The sequence below is a fragment of the Hydrogenophaga sp. genome, assembly GCF_051860785.1.
Classification (GTDB): Bacteria; Pseudomonadota; Gammaproteobacteria; order Burkholderiales; family Burkholderiaceae_C; genus Hydrogenophaga.
Map to the genome: position 1 here is coordinate 75,463 of NZ_JBIMLB010000016.1, position 18,934 is coordinate 94,396.

Sequence of the window (18,934 nt, forward strand, 5' to 3'; positions counted from 1 at the left end):
GCGCCTCCGTTACAAAACGAGAAGCGTTTGAAATATTCGGACGCTGAAATCGAATAGAGTCAAGCCCGATCAAAACGCAACAGGGAATCACCTTTCATGAAGCGCAAGCTTGTCGTGCTGGCAGGTGCTGCGATCCTCAGCGCCTGCAGCCTTACCAAGCCACCGGCCGACCTGGCCGTCCCTCTGCCACCGTCCTGGTACGCACCGCCCCTGGCACACCAGGGCAGCGTCCAGGAACTGGACGCCTGGTGGAGCCGGTTCAACGACCCGGTGCTTGCCGACTGGATCGCCCGTGCACAGACGCAGAGCCCCACCGTGGCTCAGGCGCGCGCGCAGGTGTTTGCCGCCCGCGCGGCCCGCCTGGGCGTGGAGGCCGAGACGGGCCCCCAAGCCTCCCTGGTGGCCAACGCCACCCGCGGCATCACCGATCCCGCCATTCCGCTGGGCACGCAATTGAGCGCGGGTTTGCAGGCTTCATGGGCGATCGGCCTTTGGGGCCAGACCGAGGCGCGCCGCAGTGGCGCAGAGGCGCGGCAGGACGCATCAGGTGCCGCCTGGCACGAGGCCCGCGTGCTGGTGGCGGCCGAACTCGCCGAACTGTATTTCGCCCAGCGCCTGTGCCGCGAGCAGCTCGGTGTGGCCACGCGCGACCGCGACTCGCGCGCCGTGACGGCCGAGAACAACGCGGTGTCCGAACGCGCAGGGCTCACGGCGCCCGCAGTGGCTGCGCTGGCGCGCGCGAGTGGCGCCGAGGGTGTGGCGCGCGAGCGGGCACAAGCGGAACTTTGCGAGCGGCAGGTGAAGTCGCTGGTCGCACTCACGGGTGTGCCCGAACCCGAACTGCGCCAGCAACTGGCGAGCGCTCCGGCACTGCCGACCCTGCTGGCATCGGACCGCCTTGACAACATGCTTTCGGTCAACGCGGTACCGGCCGAGGTGTTGCGCCAGCGACCCGATGTGTACCGGGCACAACGCGAACTGGTGGCCGCGAGTGAAGACGTGGGCGTCGCGCAGGCCGCGCTGTACCCAGGGCTTTCGCTTTCGGGCAGCCTGTTGCGCAACCGCATTTCTGGTGCCGGCACGCAGGCCACGTTCAACACCTGGGCCATCGGCCCCATCACGCTGAGCCTGCCGCTGCTGGGCCGCGATGCGCTGCGCGCCAACACCGACAGCGCCCAGGCCCGCTACGAGGCCGCTGCGCTGGCCTATGCCGGCACCTTGCGCCAGGCCGTGGCCGAAGTGGAGCAGTCGCTGGTGTTGATTGCGAGCCTGCGCGAGCGCCTGGCCTCCACCGACATCGCAGTCGCGGGCTACGGGCAATCCTTTCAGGCCACGGAAGCCCGTTACCGCGTGGGCCTGGCCAGCCTCAACGAGCTGGAAGAAGCGCGTCGCCTCAAGCTGGCTGCCGACAGCAGTGCGGTGGCGCTGCAGCAGGAGCGCATCAACGCCTGGATCCGCCTCTACGTCGCCCTGGGTGGCGGCTTCGATCCCGTGAACCATCCCGACGCTTTCAAAAACCCATCATGAACGCCGTTTCTCCTCCTTCGCGCAAACGCTGGCTCTGGCTGGCCATCGCCCTGGCCCTGGTGCTTCTGGTGGTGTTCGTCTTCTTCATCCGCAAACCCGCAGAGCCCGAGACGCCCGCGGCTGAGGCTGCGCCACGCCCATCGCTCACGGTCACCCTGGCCAAGCCGGAGCGCGGCAACCTGCCGATCCGGTTGCAGGCCAACGGCAACATCACCGCCTGGCAGGAAGCCAGCGTGGGCGCCGAGGTGAATGGCCTGCGACTGGCCTCCGTCAACGTGAATGTGGGCGACGTGGTGCGCAAAGGCCAGGTGCTGGCCGTGTTCGCCAGCGAAACCACCAAGGCCGACAGCCTGCAGAGTCAGGCCAGCCTGATGCAGGCCGAGGCCAGTTTCGAGAATGCCAAGGCCGATGCCGACCGCGCGCGCTCGATCCAGGACACGGGCGCGCTGTCACGCGCACAGGTGGCACAGTACCTGACGCAGGAGAAGGTGACACGCGCCCAGCTCGAGGCCGCCAAGGCCGCTTTTGGCGCGACAGAGGTGCGCCTGGGCAACACCCGCGTGCTCGCGCCCGACGATGGCGTGATCTCCGCCCGTGCTGCCACCGTCGGGGCGGTGGTGGGCGCTGGACAGGAGTTGTTCCGCATGGTGCGCCAGAGCCGGATGGAGTGGCGCGGCGAGGTCACGCCCAACGAGGTCGGGCGCATCCGCATCGGCCAGAAAGTGCAGATCACGGCGGCCACGGGGCTGGAAATCGGCGGGCAGGTGCGTGCCGTCGCGCCAGTGGCCGACCCGCAGACCCGCAACATCCTGGTGTTCGTCGACCTGCCGCGCCATCCCGAACTCAAGGCCGGTACCTTTGCCCGCGGCCAGTTCGACCTGGGACAGAGCGAGGCGCTGACCGTGCCGAGCCAGGCCATCGTGGTGCGTGACGGCAGCAACTACGTGTTCGTGGTCGACGACCAGAGCAAGGCCAACCAGCGCAAGGTGCAGACCGGGCGCCGGGTGGAAGAGCGCGTCGAGGTGCTTGAAGGGCTGAAGCCGGAGGAAGCGGTGGCGGTGCAAGGGGCCGGTTTCCTCAACGAGGGCGACCTCGTGAAGGTCGTTCAGTGAGGTCGCGGCCATGAATGTCTCCGCCTGGTCCATCCGCAACCCCATACCGGCGGCGATGCTGTTCGTCATGCTGACGCTGGCGGGCCTGTTCTCCTTTAAGCAGATGAAGGTGCAGAATTTCCCGGACCTGGACCTGCCCACCATCACGGTGGTGGCGGCCCTGCCGGGTGCCTCGCCGAACCAGCTCGAGAACGATGTCGCGCGCATCATCGAGAACAGCCTGGCCTCGCTGCAGGGGCTCAAGCACATCTACACCAAGGTTCAGGACGGTACGGTCACGCTCACGGCCGAGTTCCGCATCGAGAAGAACACGCAAGAGGCGCTGGACGACGTGCGCTCGGCCGTGACCAAGGTGCGCAGCGAGCTGCCCACCGACCTGCGCGACCCCATCGTCAGCAAGGTGGAACTGGCCGGCGGCGCGGTACTGGCTTTCACCGTGGCTTCAGACAAGATGGACGCCGAGGCCCTCTCATGGTTCGTCGATGACGAGGTGTCCAAGCGGCTGCTGTCCGTCTCCGGTGTGGGTGCGGTCAACCGCGTCGGCGGTGTGGACCGCGAGGTGCAGGTGCTGCTGGACCCGCTCAAGCTGCAGGCCCTGGGCGCCACCGCCACGGATGTCTCGCGCCAGCTGGCCAAGGTGCAGATCGAGAGTGCCGGCGGGCGTGTGGACCTTGGTGGCAGCCAGCAACCCCTGCGCACGCTGTCACAGCTCGCCTCGGCCGAGGCGCTGGCGGGCATGGAGATCTCGCTCACCGATGGCCGGCGCGTGCGCCTGGACCAGGTGGCCGAGGTGCGCGACACCGTGGCCGAACCCACGGCGGCCGCCTTCCTCGATGGCAAGCCCGTGGTGGGCTTCGAGGTGGCGCGCAGCCGGGGTGCCAGCGAAATCGAGGTGGGCAACGGTGTGCGCGCAAAGCTGGACGAACTGCGCGCCCAGCGCACCGACCTGCACATCACGGAGTCGTTCGACTTCGTGACGCCGGTGAAGGAAGAGTTCGACGCTTCCATGACCCTGCTGTACGAAGGCGCCTTGCTCGCCGTGCTGGTGGTCTGGCTGTTTCTGCGCGACATCCGCGCCACCTTCGTGTCTGCCGTGGCGCTGCCCCTGTCGGCCATTCCGGCCTTCATTGGCATGTACTACCTCGGGTTCACCATCAACGTGGTGACGCTGCTCGCGCTCTCGCTGGTGATCGGCATCCTGGTGGACGATGCGATCGTGGAAGTGGAGAACATCGTGCGCCACATGCGCATGGGCAAGACGCCATACCAGGCTGCCATGGAGGCGGCCGACGAGATCGGCCTGGCCGTGATCGCCACCACCTTCACGCTGATCGCGGTGTTCCTGCCCACCGCCTTCATGGCGGGCATCCCGGGCAAGTTCTTCAAGCAGTTCGGCTGGACGGCTTCGCTCGCGGTGTTCGCCTCCCTGGTGGTGGCGCGCGCGCTCACGCCCATGATGGCGGCCTACATCCTCAAGCCCTTCATCAAGAAGGACATGCCCCGCTGGGTCGACTCCAACCCGGTCTCGCGCGGCTTCTGGCGCTGGTCGCAGAACCAGGAAGAACCTGCCTGGCTGAACACCTACCAGAACTGGGCGCGCTGGTGCATCAAGCACCGCTGGATCACCAGCCTGGGGGCGGGCCTGTTCTTCATCGGCTCGCTGATGCTCATTCCGCTGCTGCCGCAGGGCTTCATCCCGCCCGATGACAACTCGCAGACGCAGGTGTTCCTCGAGCTCTCACCCGGCGCCACGCTGGAGCAGACCGTGGCCACGGCCGAACGCGCGCGCCTGCTGGTGGCCGCGGTGCCGCATGTGCGCTCCGTCTACACCACCATCGGCTCGGGCACCGCAGGCTCCGATCCGTTCGCGCCTCAGGGCGCGGCCGAATCGCGCAAGGCGGCGCTGACCATCCAGCTCGACCCGCGCGGCGAACGTCCACGCAAGCAGGGCATCGAGAACCAGATCCGCGACGCGATGTCGAACCTGCCCGGCGTGCGCAGCAAGGTGGGGCTGGGCGGTTCGGGTGAGAAATACATCCTCACGCTCACCGGCAGCGACGCGCACGCCCTGAGCACCGCGGCGCGTGCCATCGAGCGCGACCTGCGCACCATCCAGGGCGTGGGCAGCATCCAGTCCACGGCAGCGCTGGTGCGCACCGAGATCATCGTCACGCCCGATCTGGCGCGCGCGGCCGAACTCGGCGTCACCAGCTCGGCCATCGCCGAGACGCTGCGCATCGCCACGGTGGGCGACTACGACAACCTGCTGCCCAAGATGAACCTGCCGCAACGGCAGATTCCCATCGTGGTCAAGCTCGACGTCGGCGCGCGCCACGACCTGGACGTGCTGCGCCGCCTGGCCGTGCCGGGCGCGCGCGGTCCCGTGATGCTGGAGCACGTGGCACATCTCGATTTCGGCGGCGGCCCGGCCGTGATCGACCGCTACGACCGTTCGCGCAACATCAACTTCGAGGTCGAGCTGGCGGGCATCGCACTGGGCGACATGAAAAACGCCGTGATGCGCCTGCCCAGCATGAGCCAGTTGCCACCGGGTGTGTCGGTGCTGGAGATTGGCGACGCCGAAGTGCAGGGCGAGCTGTTCGCCAGCTTCGGCCTGGCGATGCTCACCGGTGTGCTGTGCATCTACATCGTGCTGGTGCTGCTGTTCAAGGCCTTCCTGCACCCGTTCACCATCCTGGCGGCGCTGCCCCTGTCGCTGGGTGGCGCATTCGTGGGCCTGCTGCTGGCCAACAAGAGTTTCTCCATGCCTTCGCTGATCGGCCTGATCATGCTGATGGGGGTGGCGACGAAGAACTCCATCCTGCTGGTGGAGTACGCCATCGAGGCGCGCCGCCTGCACGGCATGTCGCGCCTGGACGCCATCCTCGACGCCTGCCACAAGCGGGCCCGGCCGATCGTGATGACGACCATCGCAATGGGCGCGGGCATGATGCCGATCGCGATCGGCTGGGGTGCGGCCGACGGAAGCTTCCGTTCACCGATGGCGGTGGCGGTGATCGGCGGCCTGATCACGTCGACCTTCCTGAGCCTGCTGGTGATTCCGGCGGTGTTCACCATCGTGGACGACGTGTCGAACTGGTTCTCCGGTCTTTTCCGGCGCAAGTCGGACGCGCCTCCGTCCACGGAAACCGTTCGCGCCTAGCCGGTTCACCCTTCCAAGGTCTCCAGCAACTCGGTCTCGATCTCGATCTGCCGCTTGTTCATCTGCAGTTGCGCGCCGCTGATGAGGAAGGTGTCTTCCACGCGCTCACCCAGTGTGGTGATCTTGGCCAGCTGCACGCTGATGTCGTTGCGCGCCAGTACCCGCGTGATGCCGTAGAGCAGGCCGGCGCGGTCGCTCGCCGAGACCGACAGCAGCCAGCGCTGCGCCTTCTCGTCCGGCCGCAGATCCACGCGCGGCGTCACCGGAAAACTCCTGACCCGGCGCGAAATGCGGCCCTTGGTGGGTGGGGGCAGCGGGCCGCGCTCGTCGATGGTGCGGGCCAGGTTGTTTTCCACCATGGCGATCAGTTCCCGGTAGTGCTCCGACAACGACGGCGCCACCACCTGGAAGGTGTCCAGCGCATGGCCATCGCGCGTGGTGTGCACACGCGCGTCCAGAATGCTGAAGTGCGAGCTGTCGAAATAGCCGCAGATGCGGGCGAACAGATCGTGCTGGTCGGGCGCGTACACCAGCACCTGCAGGCCTTCACCCTCGGGCGAGAGGCGGGCACGCACGATGCATTTGTCGATCGTCGCGGGTGCGCCCTCGACCGTTGCGGGCGCTGGATTTTTCGCCTGCTGAGCGGCGCTCTGCGCGATCTGGCGCGTGAGCACGCGCGTGTGCCAGGCGATCTCGTCCGCCTGGTGGCGCATGAAATAGCTCACGTCCAGCGTGTCCCACAGCGCCTTGTGCGCCTGGTGGGGCAGGGCATGCAGGGCCAGCATGGACAGTGCTTCGCGCTTGCGGCCTTCGATCACGGCGCCGGGGTCGGGCGCGCGGCCGCCGAGGGCGCGCAGCGTGTAGCGGTACAGGTCTTCCAGCAGCTTGCCCTTCCAGGCGTTCCAAACCTTGGGGCTGGTGCCGCGAATGTCGGCCACCGTCAGCAGGTACAGGGCCGTGAGGTAGCGCTCGTTCCCCACGCGTTTCGCAAAGGCCGAGATCACGTCCGGATCGCTCAGGTCTTCCTTCTGCGCCATGCGGCTCATGGTCAGGTGTTCGGCCACCAGAAACTCGATGAGCCTGCAGTCTTCACGCGCGATGCCGTGCTGGCGGCAGAACGTGCGCACGTCGCGCGCACCCAGTTCGGAATGGTCGCCGCCGCGTCCTTTGGCGATGTCGTGGAAGATCGCCGCGATGTAGAAGATCCACGGCTTGTCCCAGCCGGCTGCGAGCTGCGAGCAGAACGGGTATTCGTGCGAGTGTTCGGCGATGAAGAAACGGCGCACGTTGCGCAGCACCATCAGGATGTGCTGGTCCACGGTGTAGACGTGGAACAGGTCGTGCTGCATCTGGCCGACGATGTGGCGGAACACCCAGAGGTAGCGCCCGAGCACCGAGGTCTGGTTCATCAGCCGGATGGCATGCGTGATGCCCTCGGGTTCCTGCAGGATCTTCAGGAACAGCGCGCGGTTGACCGGGTCGGCGCGAAAGCGCGCGTTCATCACCGGGCGGGCGTTGTACAGCGCGCGCAGGGTGCGCGCCGACAGGCCCTTGATGCCCACGGTGGTCTGGTAGAGGTGGAAGGTCTCCAGAATGGCATGCGGCTGCTGCACATACAGGTTGTCGCTCGCCACCTCGAGCATGCCGGCCTTGTCGAAGAAGCGCTCGTTGAGCGGGCGCAGGCGGTCCACGCCGGCCACGTCGCTGCGCAGGCGCTCCTGGATGTTGAGCAGCAGGATCTGGTTGAGCTGCGTCACCGCCTTCGCGGCCCAGTAATAGCGCTTCATCAGCGCTTCGCTGGCCCGGCGCGTGCCGCGCGCGGTGCCGGGCACCTGCGCCTTGAAGCCGAACGACTCGGCCACCGCGGTCTGCAGGTCAAACACCAGCCGGTCCTCGCGGCGGTTGGCCAGCAGGTGCAGGCGTGCGCGGATCAGGCTGAGCAGGGCCTCGTTGGCCTTGATCTGGCGCGCTTCCAGCGGCGTGGCCAGACCCTTGCGGGCCAGCTCGTCCCAGCTGCGGCCCAGGCCCGCGGCCTTGGACACCCACAGGATGATCTGCAGGTCGCGCAGGCCGCCGGGCGACTCCTTGCAATTCGGTTCGAGCGAGTAGGGCGTGTTCTCGAACTTGGTGTGGCGCTGGCGCATCTCCAGAGTCTTGGCGACGAAGAAGGCCTTGGGGTCCATGGCTTCGCCGAGATCGCTGACCAGGCGCGCAAAGGCATTCTTGCTGCCGGCGATCAGCCGGCATTCCAGCAGCGAGGTCTGCACGGTCACGTCCTTGGACGCCTCGGACACGCAGTCGCCAATGGTGCGCACGCTGGAGCCGATCTCCAGCCCCAGGTCCCAGCAGGCGCCGATGAACGACTCCAGCCGGGCCTTGAGCGCCGCGTCCGTGTCGGGCTGGCTGCCATCGGGCAGCAGCACCAGCACGTCGACATCGGAAAACGGAAACAGCTCGCCGCGCCCGTAGCCGCCCACCGCCACCAGCGAGAAACCGGGACCGAAGTCCGCGAGCGCCCAGAGTTCACGCAGGGTCTGGTCGGTCAGGCGGGAAAGGTCCTGCAGGGCCTTGCGCACGCCGCGGGTGGAGGAGCCCTGGACACCGAGCCGGGTCAGCAGGGCAGCCTTGTTGCTGCGGTACTCGAGCCGCAGCGTGCCGAGGTCGCCCAGGCTCGAGGGCGTGGCGGCGACGGTCATGAAGTCAGGCGACCGCGACCGCGGCCGGGGGCGTCACGAAGTCGGGCACGGCAGGGCTGCCGGCGGACAGGGTGAGCACCTCGTAGCCGGTGTCGGTGACCAGCACCGTGTGTTCCCATTGCGCGGAGAGGGAACGGTCGCGCGTGACGATGGTCCAACCGTCGCCCTGTTCCTTGATGTCGCGCTTGCCGGCGTTGATCATGGGCTCGATGGTGAAGGTCATGCCGGGCTTGAGTTCCTCGAGCGTGCCCGGGCGGCCGTAGTGCAGGACCTGGGGATCTTCATGGAACTTCTGGCCGATGCCGTGGCCGCAGAACTCGCGCACCACCGAGAAGCCGTTGCCTTCGGCAAAGGTCTGGATGGCATGGCCGATGTCGCCCAGGCGGATGCCGGGTCGCACCATGACGATGCCCTTCCACATGGCCTCGAAAGTCACCTGGCTGAGGCGGCGCGCCTGCACCGAGCAGGCCGCCGGACCACCGATCAGGAACATGCGGCTGTTGTCGCCAAACCAGCCGTCCTTGATGACGGTCACGTCCACATTGAGGATGTCGCCCTTCTTGAGCGGCTTCTCGTTCGGGATGCCGTGGCAGACCACGTGGTTGACGGAGGTGCAAAGGTGGCCCGGGTAGGGCGGGTAGCCCTGTGGCTGGTAGCCGATGGTGGCCGACACGGTGCCCTGCTGTTTCATGAATTCGGCCGCCAGGCGGTCGATCTCGAGCGTGGTCACACCCGGCTGGATCAGCGGTGTGAGGTAGTCCAGCACTTCGGAAGCCAGCCGGCAGGCCGTGCGCATGCCCGCGATGCCGGCCTCGTCTTTGTAGGTGATGCTCATGGGGCGCGATTATCCCATCTGCCCTGCCGCGACGGCACCTCTGGCGGGCAAGCCCATGGGGGCGGCCGGGTAAAATGCCGGGTTTTCCACCCGGGCCCACCGGGTCAACGCACCTCAGGCTCCCAACGTGTCCCTGCACCTGCGCACTTTCGACGGCGGCGTCGCCATCAGCGGCTTCAAAGTCCAGCAAATCCTGCCCCGACTCGCGGGCATTTCCGACAAGATCACCAGCCTCTCGGCCCGCTTCGTGCATATCGCTGCCTTCGATGGCGAGCCCGACGCGGCCACGGTGCAGCGCCTGGGTGAATTGCTCACCTACGGCGAACCCTGCACCGAAGCCCATCTGGCGCTGGAGAAAGCCGCGGCGCCGGCCCTGCTGGTCATGCCCCGCCTGGGCACGGTGTCGCCCTGGGCTTCCAAGGCCACCGACATCGCCCACAACTGCGGCTTCGCCCTGCGACGGGTGGAGCGTCTGGTGGAGTACCGCATCGGCCTCAAGTCCGGCCTGCTGGGCAAGGCCAGCCTCTCTCAGCACCAGCTGCGCGCCGTGGCCGATCTGCTGCACGACCGCATGACGGAAAACGTCTCGCTCGACCGCGGGCAGGCAGAAGCGCTGTTCACCGAGCTGCACCCCTCGGCCATGGAGCAGGTGGACGTGCTGGGCGGAGGCCGTTCGGCGCTGGAGCGGGCCAACACCGACTGGGGCCTGGCACTGGCCGATGACGAGATCGACTACCTGGTGACCGCCTTCAACGGCTTGAAGCGCAACCCGACCGACGTCGAGCTGATGATGTTCGCGCAGGCCAACAGCGAGCATTGCCGCCACAAGATCTTCAATGCCCAGTTCACCATCGACGGTGTGGCGCAGGACAAGAGCCTGTTCGGCATGATCCGCCACACCCACCAGCTGGCGCCGCAGCACACCGTGGTGGCCTATTCGGACAACGCCTCCATCATGGAAGGCAGCCAGGTCGAACGCTTCGTGGCGCGTGCCGGTGGCAGTGCTTCGCCGGCCTACGCAGCAGAAACGGCGACGCACCACGTGCTGATGAAGGTGGAAACCCACAACCACCCGACCGCGATCTCCCCGTTCCCCGGCGCTTCCACCGGCGCGGGCGGCGAGATCCGCGACGAGGGCGCGACCGGACGTGGCTCCAAGCCCAAGGCTGGTCTCACCGGCTTTACCGTGGGCAAGCTCTGGGGCGGCCTGAGCGACCAGCCGGGCGGCAAGCCCGAGCACATCGCCAGCCCGCTGCAGATCATGACCGAGGGACCTCTCGGCGGTGCGGCCTTCAACAACGAGTTCGGCCGGCCCAACCTGCTGGGCTACTTCCGCGAATACGAACTGGCGGTGGATGGCGTGCAGCGTGGCTACCACAAGCCCATCATGATCGCCGGCGGTGTCGGCGTGATCGACGCGACCCAGACCAGGAAGATCGAGTTCCCCGCCGGCTCGCTGCTCATCCAGCTTGGCGGCCCGGGCATGAAGATCGGCATGGGCGGCAGTGCGGCCAGCTCCATGGCCACCGGCACCAACGCGGCCTCGCTGGATTTCGACTCGGTGCAGCGAGGCAATCCCGAGATCGAGCGCCGCGCGCAGGAGGTCATCAACCACTGCTGGCAGCAGGGCGCGAACAACCCCATCCTGGCGATCCATGATGTGGGTGCGGGCGGCCTCTCGAACGCCTTCCCCGAACTCACCAACGACGCCGGACGCGGCGCGCGCTTCGACCTGCGCGCCGTGCCGCTGGAAGAAAGTGGCCTGGCGCCCAAGGAGATCTGGTGCAACGAAAGCCAGGAACGCTACGTGCTGGCGATCGCTCCCGAGTCGCTGGATATCTTCAAGGCCTTCTGCGAGCGCGAGCGCTGCCCGTTCGCCGTGATCGGCGTGGCGACGGAAGAACGCCGGCTGATGCTCGAAGACAAGGGCGCACAAAGCCCGGTCGACATGCCGATGAACGTGCTGCTGGGCAAGCCGCCCAAGATGCACCGCGACGTGAAGGCCGTCGTGCGCACACCCGCGCCGCTGGACCTCACGGGCGTCGACCTGCAGAAGGCGGTGATCGACGTGCTCAGCCACCCGACCGTGGCCTCCAAGCGCTTCCTCGTCACCATCGGCGACCGCACCGTGGGTGGCCTCTCGCACCGCGACCAGATGGTCGGTCCCTGGCAGGTGCCGGTGGCCGACTGCGCTGTGACGCTCGCCGATTTCAAGGGCTTCGCGGGCGAGGCCATGAGCATGGGCGAGCGCACGCCGCTGGCCGCACTCGATGCCGCCGCCTCGGGCCGCATGGCGGTGGCTGAGGCCATCACCAACCTGCTGGCCGCACCCATCGAACTGCCGCGCGTGAAGCTCTCGGCCAACTGGATGGCCGCCTGCGGTGAACCGGGCGAAGACGCCGCGCTGTATGAAACGGTGAAAGCCGTCGGCATGGAACTCTGCCCGGCACTGGGTATTTCCATCCCTGTGGGCAAGGACAGCCTGTCCATGCGCACGCAGTGGAAAGAGGGCGGCGAGACGAAGAAGGTCACCTCGCCGGTGAGCCTGATCGTCAGCGCCTTCGCCACGCTGGCCGACGTGCGCGGCACGCTGACGCCGCAACTCGATGCCACGCTGGAAGACACCACGCTGGTGCTGATCGACCTCGGCAAAGGCCTGCACCGCATGGGTGGCAGCGTGCTGGCCCAGGCGCTGGGGCAGGGCGGCGGCGAGGTGCCCGATCTGGACGACCCGCAGGACCTGATCAGCCTGGTCAATGCCGTGAACGCCCTGCGCGCCAGCGGCCAGATCCTGGCGTACCACGACCGCAGCGACGGTGGCCTGCTGGCCGCCGCCGCCGAGATGGCCTTCGCGGGCCATGTGGGCGTGGCACTCAACGTCGACCTGCTCGTCACCGAAGGCGATGGCATCAGCGACAGCCGCGCCGAAATGGGCGACGCCAAGAACTGGGCCGGCCAGGTCAGCGCGCGGCGCGAGGAGCTCACGCTCAAGGCGCTGTTCAGCGAAGAACTGGGCGTGCTGCTGCAGGTGAAGACCGAAGACCGCAACGCGGTGATGCAGACCCTGCGCGAGCACGGGCTTTCCAAACACAGCCACTTCGTGGGCAAGACCCGCCCGGCCAGGTCCACCATGGACGCGGGCAAGGGCCAGTTGCAGGTCTGGCGCGACACCAAGGCCGTGTTCTCGGCCAGCCTGTTCGACCTGCAGCAGGTGTGGGACAGCGTGAGCTGGAAGATCAACCAGCAGCGCGACAACCCCGCCTGCGCCGATGCCGAACACGCCACCGCCGGTCAACCCGCCGATCCCGGCCTGCACACGAAGTTGAGCTTCGATGCCAGCGACAACGTGGCCGCGCCGTTCCTGAACCTCGCGCGCCCCCGGGTGGCCATCCTGCGCGAGCAGGGGGTGAACTCCCATGTGGAGATGGCCTACGCCTTCACCCAGGCGGGTTTCGAGGCCTTCGACGTGCACATGACCGACCTGCAGACCGGCCGCGCGAAGCTGGCCGACTTCAAGGGCGTGGTGGCGTGCGGCGGTTTCAGCTACGGCGACACGCTGGGCGCGGGCATCGGCTGGGCGCGCAGCATCACTTTCAACGCGGGCCTGTCCGAACAGTTCCAGGCCTTCTTCGCCCGCACCGACACCTTCGGCCTGGGCGTCTGCAACGGCTGCCAGATGTTCGCCGAACTGGCCGACATCATTCCCGGCGCCGAAGCCTGGCCGCGATTCACCACCAACCAGAGCGAGCGCTTCGAGGCGCGCCTCTCGCTGGTGGAAGTGCTGGAATCGCCCAGCCTCTTTTTCCAGGGCATGGCGGGCACGCGCATGCCCATCGCCGTGGCACACGGCGAGGGCTACGCCAACTTCCGCCACCGGGGCGATGCGTCGAAGGTGATCGCCGCCATGCGCTTCACCGACAACACCGGCGCCGCCACCGAGGCCTACCCGTTCAACCCCAACGGCAGCCCGGGCGGCCTCACCGCGGTCACCACGGCCGACGGTCGTTTCACGGCCCTGATGCCACACCCCGAGCGCGTGTTCCGCAACATCCAGATGAGCTGGACCGACCAGGACCGGTCGGCCCACAGCGGCTGGATGCGGCTGTGGCACAACGCCCGCCAGTGGGTGGGTTGAACCCGGACGACAACGCCGAGCCGTTCCCCCACGGGGTTGAGTTCAGCCTGGCGTCGGCAATTCGTCGATGACCGGGTTGCGCAGAATCCCCACGCCCTCGAGTTCGACCTCGAACACATCGCCGGCCTTCATCCACAGCGGCGGCTTGCGCGCGAAGCCCACGCCCGCGGGCGTGCCGGTGATGATCAGGTCGCCCGGCTGCAGTGCCATCGCCTCGGAACAGGCGGCCACCAGCGTGGCCACGTCGAAGATCATGTCGCGCGTGTTGGCCTGTTGCACCACCTGGCCGTTCAGGCGCCCGGTGAGCTGCAAAGACGTGGCGCCGGGCGGCAGTTCATCGGCGCTCACGAAGGCGGGACCAAAGCCACCGGTCGCATCGAAGTTCTTGCCCATCAACCATTGCGTCGAGCGGAACTGGTGGTCGCGTATCGACCCGTCATTGAACAACGAATAGCCGGCCACGTGATCAAGTGCCCGTTCGCGGGAGATGGCGCGACCTGGCTTGCCGATGACCGCGACCAACTCGGCCTCGAAATCGAAATGTGTCGACACCCGCGGACGAACGATCGGGGCTTCGTGCGCGACCCAGGAGCTGGGGAAGCGGTGAAAAATCACCGGGTGTTGGGGAGGGCTGAAATTGCTCTCGGCCGCATGGTCCAGGTAGTTGAGGCCGATCGCAAAGGCCTTGGCCGGCAGGGTCACGGGTGGCAAGTGGCGCACCGTGGCCAGTGACACGCGCGGTGCCTTGCCTGCGGCCTCACGCGCCGCGTCGAGTGCGCCTGTGCGCAGCACCTCGTCCAGGGTGTCGGGCAAGCCGATGGCCGTGAGATCGGCGACCTCATCGCCGAGCTGCGCGCCCAGGCGGCGACGGCCTTGTGCATCCAGAAAAGAGATCAGTCGCATGCCATCCTCACTGGGGCTTGATGCCGGCATCGCGAACGATGCGGGCGTACTTGTCGAAGTCCTGCCGCAGCACCTTGCCGAACTCGGCGGCCGACTTGGGCGTGACGTCAATGTAACTTTCGCTGATGCGCGAGCGCACGTCGGCGTCGGCCAGCGCCCGGGCGAAAGCCGCGTTCAGGCGTTCGATGCGCTCAGGGGGCGTGCCGGCTGGCGCCATGATGCCGTGCCACCCTTCCAGAACGAAGCCAGGCAGGGTTTCCGAAAACACTTCCAGATCCGGCAGCGGCTGGCCGCGCTCGCCTCGCGTGAGGGCGATGGGCCGAACGGCGCCCGAGCGGATCTGCGGCAGCGCGGTGTTGAAGAGATCGATCATGGTGTCCACATGACCACCCATCAGGTCCGTCAGGGCCTGCGTGCCCTTGTAGCGCACATGCACCACGTCCTTGCCCGAGATCGAGCGCAGCCAGTCGCAGCCAAAGGACGGCAGCGCGCCGCCCGACGCGCAAGTCACCGGACGGCGACCCGCCTCGGCCAGCAATTCGGCCAGCGTGCGTGGCTTGAACGATGGATGCGCCAGCAGCACGTAGGACTGCGTGGTGAGCTGCGCCACCGGTGCGAGCTCCTTGAACGGGTCGACCATCGGCCCTGAAAACAGCGACGGGTTCGTGACGATGCCGGCCGCCACATAGACCAGTGTGTGACCGTCGGCCGGCGCGCGCGCCACCATCGCATGGGCGATGTTGCCGTTGCCTCCGCCACGGTTGTCGATGACGATGGGCTGGCCCAACTCCTGCTGAAGCCTGGGCGCGATGGTGCGCGCAATGATGTCCGCCGGCCCACCGGCCGAGAACGGGATCACCAGCGTCACGGGCTTGGAGGGAAATGTCGCCTGTGCTGGCACGGCGGCAGCGAAGCTGGCGGCCAGCAGCGCGATGGTGAACTTCTTCATGCGGACTCCGGGAATGTTTCGTTGATGGGAACATGGCGCTGCAGGAACTGCAGCAGGCGTGGCGTGAACACAGCCGTGTTCTCCGCCCAGGGATAGTGGCCGCTGCCCGGGATGACCGAGAACTCGGACTTCTCGATCATGGCGGCCACGCGGCGCATGCCTTCGGGATGGCCGACCATGTCGACCTCGCCAGCCACCAACAGCGTGGGTACGCGGACGGCCCGCAGCGCGGCCACTGCGTCCTCGTCGGCATAAGCCTGCACCGCGCGCACGGAAGCCTGCACGGTGGCGGGCGCGGTCTGCATCGCCACGTCGCGCACCAGGTCGACCTCGGGTCCGGCCGCACCTGGGCCGAACATGCCGTTGACCACCGCCAGCGTGGCTTCGCGCGGGTCGGTGCCTGGCGGCAGTGGCCTGGAGCGGGTGCGCACGAATTCGGCCTGCTCTTCGGGCGTTCGGTTGCCGAAATAGCCGATGGTTGCGGTGATGACGGCGGCCTGCACCTGGTCACCGACCTTCAACAGCACGCGCGGCGTGATCTGACCGCCCATGCTGTGGCCGAACACCACGTTGCGCTCGCGCGCAGTCGCCCGGATCAGGCGTGCGCCGGCTTCGGCCACGACGTCGAAGCTTTGCGCTTCGGGCAGCGCCGACAGGCCGTACCCGGGCGCATCCCAGGCGATCACACGGTACCCGGCATCGACCAGCTGCCGCGTGAGCGGTCGCCAATAGTCCTTCGACCCGTAGATGCCGTGCAGCAGGTAGACGGTGACGGCACCGCCGTCGTTGGTGATCTGGTGATCCGGCAATGCCGTCGGATCGAAGCGGGACATGAGGACTCCTTGGTTTTGTTGCAATCAGTTCCAGGCCACGCCGCCCATGCTGCAGCGAAGGCCGACGGTGGGTTCGTAGCAGACGATCTCGGCCGCAGCGCCCTGCGCAGCACCCCAGGCGATGAACCAGGCGATGAGTTCGGGCGTACCACCGGCACCGGCTTCGCGCATGCGCTCGAGCGTGCATTCGGCGAAGGCGCGCTCGGTGGCACCGGTTTCCAGCAGCGACAGAAACCAGCGGTCGAAGGCCTCGTCGATCTCGAAGTAGCGCGGGCCGCCAGGGTCGTGCGAAAGGCCGCCGGTGGACATCAACGCCACGCGCAGGCCCGCGGGCAGATCTTCGCGGATCGCGCTCGCGAGCGTCTTGCCGACTTCGAAGCAGCGCTGGGGCGTGGCCACGGGCGGCACCAGGCAATTCATGTGCACGGGCACGAACGGAATGTCGAACTCAGGCATCAGCACCTTGAGCGGCACAGAGAAGTTGTCGTCCATCAAGAGGTCGCTGCGAAAGGCCATCGATACACCGCGCCGGTCCATCGCCGTGACCAGCGCTTCGGCGACGTCGGGGCGGCCGTCGACACGAAAGGGCTCGATCGCGAGCCAGTCCTCGAACCATGGCGCCGGGCCGCGCCACTCGGCGGCGGTGCCGATGCACAGATCGGGCGGGTTGTCGAAAGGCAGGTTGAGCAGGTGGTCGTTGCCGAAGCCCAGGATCACGTCGGGTTTCGCGGCGCGCAGCCGGCGGGCCAGCTCGGCGTAGCCCGCGGTCAGGCGTTCGCGCTGGCCGGGCTCGGCTTTTTCAAACCAGCCGGTCATGCCGGGCGCATGGGCCAGCGCCATGGTGCAGACGAGTTCAGCCATGGTGTTCGTTCACTTCTTGTGGTTTTCAACCAGGGCTTCGCGGTACGCCTGGATGGCCGCGCTGCCCTGGTGGTTGTGGGCCGAGCCGTGGAACAGCCGGGTGATCTGCGTGAGGAAATACGGGTGCACGCCCAGCGTCAGCATGCGCTGCAGGTCGCGCGTGCGAAAGGCTTCGCGTTCGTCGGGCGTCAGCGCGTAGTCCTGCATCAGCGCTTCGAGATCGCTGCGAAAGCGTTCGATCAGTTGCGGATCGCGGCGCACCTCGAACACCATGCGGTTGGCCGCCAGCGTGCGGCGGAAATAGGGCAGGCTCATGGAATCGACTCCGTGGTGACGTCCGGTGCGGCCAGGCGCGCGATCACGGCGTCGGCCGCACGTCTGGCGAGGCGCTCGAGGCTGGCACGACCTTCATCGGCATTGGCCGAAGCCGGATCGCCCAGGTAGCCAAGCGGTGTGGTCCGGCGCGCGTCGTCGAGGCCGCGGCGCCAGACCGCGAGTTCTTCCGTCCCCAGGTCGGTGGATGGCAGGCGGCGGCGCAAGTCGTCGCGCACGAGACCCGTGCAGCTCGCGAGCATTTGTGAAGATTCGCCGCGACCCGCGTGCACGTCCACGTAGCGCGGTGCGCGTTCTGGCGCGCCGGGGGACGCTGGCGTGGCGCCGGCCTGGAAGAAGCGCACACCCGAAGCCGGCGCATCGGCGGCCACATCGTCGGGTGGCAGCGCGAGATGCGGGTCGGACAGGCTGATGCCGACGCGCGAGGCGAGGGCGGCATCGGCCACGAAGCTGATCTGCAGGGATGTGCGGCTCGCGCCCAGGCGCACGCCTTCATGGATGGTGCGGTTGTGCGCGGCCTCGCCGTGGCCCGAGAAGCAGAACACGTGGCGAAAGCCGTCCTTCTCGAAGTTGCGGAAGACGTCGGACATCAGCTCCTTCGTGATCTCGGGTCGCACGTGGTAGGACGCCGGGAAGGAGCCCGAGGTCTGGTTCACGCCCCAGTAGTAGGGCGGCACGATGAGCGCCCGCACCCCGCGATCGGCCAGCACCTTGCGCACGCCACGCAGCCGCGCCTGGGGAAGGTAGACGTCGGTGCCGGTGGGCAGGTGTGGGCCATGCTGTTCGATCACGCCGAAAGCCCACAGCAGCACGGCACCATCCTTGGCCGCGTGGTCCACCTCCTGCCAGGTCATTTCGGCGATCGTGCCCGCGAAGATGTCGAAGCCTTCACGCACGCCTTCCGGGGCGCTCATGGGTTTGCACTCCATGCCGCGCCGATGTCGGCCGCGCTGCAGACGTCACCGAACAGGAAGCGCACGTTGTTGAGCGTGGCCTCGTGCGCGGTCGGCGTGTGCGAACCCACGGCGTCTTCGGCTGCGACACAGAGCCACCCGTGCGCATGCGCGTCGCGCAGGGTCGATTCAACGCAGATCTGGGTCTGCACGCCAGCGAAGACGACGGTCTGTCGGCCGGTGGCCGAGAGCACGGCCTGCATGTCGGTACCGGTGAAGCCCGAGTAGCTGTGTTTTGTGACGATGGCTTCGCCGGCCGCAGGCATGAGGCCGCCATACCAGTCGGCGCCAGGGGTGTCGGGCTTGCAGCATTCCTGCGTGATCCCGGACGCCGCGAGCTTGACCGCCATCGAATCGGGGATGCGGTCGTGCGAATAGTCGGCGCGCAGCCAGACCACCGGCACACCGGCGCTGCGCGCGGCATCGATCAGGCCTTGCACGCGCGGCAGGATCTCGGCCGCGCTCGCGACGTCCTTCTTCATCACGGCGTCGATGAAGCCGCCGGGCGCGCAGAAATCGTTCTGCATGTCGACGATAAGCAGCACGCAGCGAGCGGGTTGAAGGCGCTCGGCGAGTTTCAGGGGCAGGTTTCGTTCGGTCAAAGTCATGGGGACGCAAATCAGGGGAAGGAGGA

The 18,934-nt window shown here is 67.5% G+C and carries 13 protein-coding genes; 4 read left to right on the top strand and 9 right to left on the bottom strand.

Annotated elements, in window-relative coordinates:
* Nucleotides 1-96: 96 nt before the first annotated feature.
* From ACTIF6_RS19115 to ACTIF6_RS19125, 3 genes are read left to right on the top strand one after another with little or no spacing between them, the layout of a single operon-like run.
* Nucleotides 97-1,527, top strand: a complete 1,431-nt coding sequence (locus ACTIF6_RS19115; protein ID WP_439589516.1) for an efflux transporter outer membrane subunit — start codon at nucleotides 97-99, stop codon at nucleotides 1,525-1,527.
* Nucleotides 1,524-2,639 (top strand): efflux RND transporter periplasmic adaptor subunit, encoded by a 1,116-nt coding sequence (locus tag ACTIF6_RS19120; protein ID WP_439589517.1) that lies wholly within the window; start codon nucleotides 1,524-1,526, stop codon nucleotides 2,637-2,639. Before ACTIF6_RS19115 ends, ACTIF6_RS19120 begins: the two co-directional genes overlap by 4 nt.
* A gap of 10 nt (nucleotides 2,640-2,649) precedes the next feature.
* Entirely contained in the window at nucleotides 2,650-5,802 is a 3,153-nt protein-coding gene (locus ACTIF6_RS19125) for an efflux RND transporter permease subunit (protein ID WP_439589518.1), read from the top strand.
* A 5-nt stretch (nucleotides 5,803-5,807) separates the two neighbouring features.
* Here ACTIF6_RS19125 and ACTIF6_RS19130 read toward each other — a convergent pair whose 3' ends face one another.
* Together ACTIF6_RS19130 and map are read right to left on the bottom strand one after the other, a co-directional pair.
* Nucleotides 5,808-8,498: a [protein-PII] uridylyltransferase gene (locus ACTIF6_RS19130; RefSeq protein WP_439589519.1), complete on the bottom strand. Its 2,691-nt coding sequence runs from the start codon at nucleotides 8,496-8,498 to the stop codon at nucleotides 5,808-5,810.
* A 4-nt stretch (nucleotides 8,499-8,502) separates the two neighbouring features.
* Nucleotides 8,503-9,333, bottom strand: a complete 831-nt coding sequence (gene map / locus ACTIF6_RS19135) for a type I methionyl aminopeptidase (RefSeq protein ID WP_439589520.1) — start codon at nucleotides 9,331-9,333, stop codon at nucleotides 8,503-8,505.
* Nucleotides 9,334-9,460: 127 nt separating this feature from the next.
* Between map and purL the strand changes: the two genes are divergently transcribed.
* On the top strand, nucleotides 9,461-13,468 hold the full coding sequence (gene purL / locus ACTIF6_RS19140; protein ID WP_439589521.1) for a phosphoribosylformylglycinamidine synthase: 4,008 nt from the start codon (nucleotides 9,461-9,463) through the stop codon (nucleotides 13,466-13,468).
* A gap of 42 nt (nucleotides 13,469-13,510) precedes the next feature.
* Here purL and ACTIF6_RS19145 read toward each other — a convergent pair whose 3' ends face one another.
* The 7 genes from ACTIF6_RS19145 to ACTIF6_RS19175 are packed head-to-tail and all read right to left on the bottom strand — an operon-like array spanning nucleotide 13,511 to nucleotide 18,908.
* Nucleotides 13,511-14,371 carry a fumarylacetoacetate hydrolase family protein gene (locus ACTIF6_RS19145; RefSeq protein WP_439589522.1) on the bottom strand — a complete coding sequence of 287 codons (861 nt, stop codon included), beginning with the start codon at nucleotides 14,369-14,371 and terminating at the stop codon, nucleotides 13,511-13,513.
* A 7-nt stretch (nucleotides 14,372-14,378) separates the two neighbouring features.
* The gene (locus tag ACTIF6_RS19150; RefSeq protein WP_439589523.1) at nucleotides 14,379-15,320 is read right to left on the bottom strand and encodes a Bug family tripartite tricarboxylate transporter substrate binding protein; all 942 of its coding nucleotides are present in this window, start codon (nucleotides 15,318-15,320) and stop codon (nucleotides 14,379-14,381) included.
* Entirely contained in the window at nucleotides 15,317-16,153 is an 837-nt protein-coding gene (locus tag ACTIF6_RS19155; protein ID WP_439589524.1) for an alpha/beta fold hydrolase, read from the bottom strand. The genes ACTIF6_RS19150 and ACTIF6_RS19155 overlap by 4 nt, the downstream gene beginning before the upstream one ends.
* A 24-nt stretch (nucleotides 16,154-16,177) precedes the next feature.
* Nucleotides 16,178-17,014, bottom strand: coding sequence for a hypothetical protein (locus tag ACTIF6_RS19160; RefSeq protein WP_439589525.1), 837 nt, complete (start codon nucleotides 17,012-17,014; stop codon nucleotides 16,178-16,180).
* A gap of 9 nt (nucleotides 17,015-17,023) precedes the next feature.
* Complete coding sequence (locus tag ACTIF6_RS19165; RefSeq protein ID WP_439589526.1) at nucleotides 17,024-17,329, bottom strand: hypothetical protein; 306 nt, start codon at nucleotides 17,327-17,329, stop codon at nucleotides 17,024-17,026.
* A complete protein-coding gene (locus ACTIF6_RS19170) occupies nucleotides 17,326-18,261 on the bottom strand; it encodes a creatininase family protein (protein ID WP_439589527.1) in 936 nt (311 codons plus the stop codon). The genes ACTIF6_RS19165 and ACTIF6_RS19170 overlap by 4 nt, the downstream gene beginning before the upstream one ends.
* Nucleotides 18,258-18,908: a cysteine hydrolase family protein gene (locus ACTIF6_RS19175; protein ID WP_439589528.1), complete on the bottom strand. Its 651-nt coding sequence runs from the start codon at nucleotides 18,906-18,908 to the stop codon at nucleotides 18,258-18,260. The genes ACTIF6_RS19170 and ACTIF6_RS19175 overlap by 4 nt, the downstream gene beginning before the upstream one ends.
* Nucleotides 18,909-18,934 lie beyond the last annotated feature (26 nt).